4 protein-coding genes are annotated in these 3,429 nt (G+C 61.0%); 2 read left to right on the plus strand and 2 right to left on the minus strand.

Annotated features, from left to right (window positions below):
- Positions 1-618: 618 nt before the first annotated feature.
- Positions 619-1,305, plus strand: coding sequence for a LuxR C-terminal-related transcriptional regulator (locus tag ACXJL8_RS36985; RefSeq protein WP_456686613.1), 687 nt, complete (start codon positions 619-621; stop codon positions 1,303-1,305).
- 697 nt (positions 1,306-2,002) lie between these two features.
- Complete coding sequence (locus ACXJL8_RS36990) at positions 2,003-2,263, plus strand: hypothetical protein (RefSeq protein WP_456623440.1); 261 nt, start codon at positions 2,003-2,005, stop codon at positions 2,261-2,263.
- Positions 2,264-2,376: 113 nt separating this feature from the next.
- Here ACXJL8_RS36990 and ACXJL8_RS36995 read toward each other — a convergent pair whose 3' ends face one another.
- Both ACXJL8_RS36995 and ACXJL8_RS37000 read right to left on the minus strand, forming a co-directional pair.
- On the minus strand, positions 2,377-3,102 hold the full coding sequence (locus tag ACXJL8_RS36995) for an SDR family NAD(P)-dependent oxidoreductase (protein WP_456623441.1): 726 nt from the start codon (positions 3,100-3,102) through the stop codon (positions 2,377-2,379).
- Positions 3,095-3,429 (minus strand): AMP-binding enzyme (locus ACXJL8_RS37000; RefSeq protein ID WP_456686614.1); only part of this gene is annotated, 335 nt, incomplete at its 5' end. The genes ACXJL8_RS37000 and ACXJL8_RS36995, both read right to left, overlap by 8 nt.

Consider the following 3,429-nt stretch of genomic DNA (forward strand, 5'->3'; position numbering starts at 1 on the left):
ACTCCGAAGGTGCTGCTCCCTCTTTGCCTTTTGCCGAACGTTGTCGGCAGATTTCAATCGCTTCATATTGTCGAAGCTTTTACGAATGTTAGATGCGAATTTCCGATCGCCCTATATATCGTTCGTTATAGACCCGGGCAGGTGCATATCCGTGCAAGTACGGCTCGCAAAAACCGTTTCTGGTGCAGTCTCAGCGTGAATTAGATGATGATGTTCATTCAAAGTTGAGAAACCTTTAGGGGTTTTTGTTTACAAATACTACGTCTGAGCGAACGCGGTCCGCGAGCGAGTTAACGGCAAGGCGTATATTGGACGTTGAGGAAATATCGAAGGCCGTGCACCGTTAAGGATTGCGCCGTTAGCCGGTCTCGATCGCAACAGAGGCCGGCGCGCCGCAGTCTGATCACCGGGTTCTTACGGGCATTCGGGTCGCAAATTGCTGCGTGAGAGTCGGGAAGCGAGCAGAATAGCGCGCCAAATTAACCTAAGTATTGCGCTGCGACACCGACATCGCTTGTGTTAGGAGAAAATTCGAATGATCCTATCTATAGTGGGTGAAATAGCAGCAGGTTCACGGAGTTTATATTTTTTGGGGGACCTCCCGCTGAGGAGCGCCCAATGCGACGTACCAGTGTAGTCATTGCAGACCGGCATCCGGTCGTCTTGCAGGGGCTGAGCAACGTGCTCGGTGCCGTAGCCGAATTCAATGTCGTTGCATGTTGTAGCGATGCTGCAAGCTGCATCGACGCGATCCGGAATTTTGCGCCCGAGATCGCGATTATCGATCCGGCGATGCCCGAGCTCGCCGCGCTGAAAATTCTTGCGACCGTCAATTCAGAAAATCGTTCGACACATTTGGTCTTTTTCGCCTCGAGTGAAGATTGCGAACTGGTGCTCGCGGCGACGCCCGGGACCTGTAGCATCGTCCTGAAGGACTCGGAGCCCGAAGCACTGGTGCAGTCCTTGCGGCACATCGCCAATGGCCACAGCCTGCTGCCGACGACGTCATCCGAGTCGATCGTGGCGCAGGAGCAGGGCGCGAATTCGGAGAGCGTGCTGACAACGCTGACGGACCGCGAGCGCCAGATCATGCGTCTGGTCTCCGAGGGGTTGTCGAACAAGGAAATCGGGCGGCGGCTGAACATTGCCGACGGCACCATCAAGGTGCACCTTCACAACATCTTTCAAAAACTTGAAATCAGCAATCGGACGGTGCTCGCGGCCCTCGCCATCGCGGAACATGATCGTGCGGCCGTCCCCCGGGAGAAGGCGCCGCATCCGGGATCGACAAGCGAGGAGCGCTGAGAGGCTCGTCACGCACCACCATTCCCGGTCGATGCTCCCACTGCAATGGGCAGGCGGCCTCTATTGGATGCGCCGACCCGGCCGGAAAGATCCTCGTGAGCCCGCCCGACGCCGGCTTTCTTGCCGGGAGGCCCTGGTTCAGTCGCGCGTGCGGCAGGCCTTCCGTAACATCGACGGCCACTAAGCCGGTCCCAAGCCGTGATCGATAGCGACCACCCGGCCCATCATCCATCTCCTTGGCGGACGATGATGACGGTGCGTCTGTCATGGCGACGCCCCCGGCAACGCAACCAATCGGTCGGGAACAAGCAACTTTAGCAGCCGAAGACTGATCTCAGGCGCCGCTTGTTTGGCGAGGTCGATGTCCGGGAGGCTTAATGGGGTAGTCCCTCAGGCTTGGCGCCTGATCCAAAATCGCAGCCAAGGCATCGGGCGGGAAGTGTATTATATTCGTCATCTGCGGCTCTGGGTCGATCGCAGTTTGTCCGCTGTCAGGTAAAACGTAGTCGCGGGCTATAACGAACGGTTCCAGACATGATCGCAGAGATGTGCCGATTGGATCTTGGCACATCCGGAGCGACGGCCCTGGCCCTTCCTTCCTGCCCCCCCAGTGGTCAGGGTCGTTCTCTCCGGACGGCCTGCCAGCAGGACCGGAACTCTGTGGTTGAGCTGAAAGCAAGTACGCGGGCGCATCCTGATGTCCCTTCAGTTTCACCGTGCCGTCGAGGACATGGAAATTTGGAGCGCGACCGGCGACGGCTTTTCCTTTGTCATCACGTATGAGAGCCCTGCCGGTGCCGGCTTTCATGGACGTGCCGGCTATGTGGCGTCGTGGCGGCAGCTTTATCAGGGTAACGGCGCGATCAAGATCGGCGGTTCGGCGTTTGCAACTTTCGCGGAGGCCGAGCAGGCCTGCAACGCGATGCTTGGGCATCTGCAGGGGCCGTCGCCGAAATGAACTGTGCGACCTGCAGTCAAGCGACGTCGGCATTCGAGCAGTTCTGGCCCGCGAGGAGGGCCGCCAGATCGACGCGGCCCCAAGGCCAGGCTGCCGATCAGCACGTCCAGCCGTCAGGCGGTGTTGCCGGCGTCGACCGTCACCACGGTGCCGCTGATGTTCCGGCCGCCTTCGCCGAGAAGATATTCGACCACGGAGGCGACATCGTCGGCTTCGGGCAGGTGGCGCAATGCGCTGCGGCGAGCGATGCGCCGGCGGCCTTCGTCGTCCAGGGACCCGGTCAATTCCGTATCGATGAAGCCAGGCGCGATCGCGTTCACGGTGATGCCGACCCTGCCGACTTCTCGGGCCAGCGAACGGGTGAAGCCGGCAACCGCGGCCTTGGACGCGGCATACACGGACAGGCCGCTGTAGCCGGTCGAGGCAACGATGGAGGAAATGTTGACGATCCGTCCCGCGCCGTCGGCCATCATGTGGCGCGCCACGTATTTGGTCAGGATGATCGGCGACAGGACGTTGAGGCGAATCAGGGCCTCGATTTCGGAATTGTGCATGGTGGCCAGCAGCCCATCGGTGCCGATTCCGGCATTGTTGATGAGGCCGTAGATCGCGCCGAATTCGTCGCGCACCGATTTTGCGAAGGCCGGGATCGCATCGATCGCCGCAAGGTCGCAGGCGCGGAAGTGCAGGCGCCGCTGCGCTTGCCGGACTGCAGCCGCAAGTTCCCCGCTCTCACGGCGCGCCACCGCGATCACATTGTAGTCGCCGGATGCGGCGAGCCTGCGCGCAATGGCAAGGCCGATACCGCGGCTGCCGCCGGTGACGAGGACGTTATGCATCGGTGCGCGCCAGTTTCCCCGCTGCCGTGACGTCGAGCCGCTCGACGAAACGGATCACCGCGGGCACCTTCCATACTGCCAGGCAGTCCTTGCACTGGCTGAGAATCTCCGCGCGGATCGCCTCATGGCGCTCCCCATCGGTGCCGTCGGCGAGGATGACGTCGGCGACCACAATGGCGCCGGTGATCGGGCTCCTGCGCGATCGCGCGCGCGACATCTGGACGGAGGCGTGCCGGTTGATCACGGCCTCCACCTCCTCAGGATGCACCTTCAACCCGCCGATGTTGATAATGCCGCCGCGCCGGCCGACGAAGTGGTATCGTTCGC

The sequence above is a fragment of the Bradyrhizobium sp. P5_C11_2 genome, assembly GCF_054049755.1.

What these genes read in the sequence shown, in the direction of transcription:
- ACXJL8_RS36985 (WP_456686613.1), top strand. Translation starts at nt 619, where the DNA reads ATGCGACGTACCAGTGTAGTCATTGCAGACCGGCATCCGGTCGTCTTG.
- ACXJL8_RS36990 (WP_456623440.1), top strand. Translation starts at nt 2,003, where the DNA reads ATGTCCCTTCAGTTTCACCGTGCCGTCGAGGACATGGAAATTTGGAGC.
- ACXJL8_RS36995 (WP_456623441.1), bottom strand. Translation starts at nt 3,102, where the DNA reads ATGCATAACGTCCTCGTCACCGGCGGCAGCCGCGGTATCGGCCTTGCC.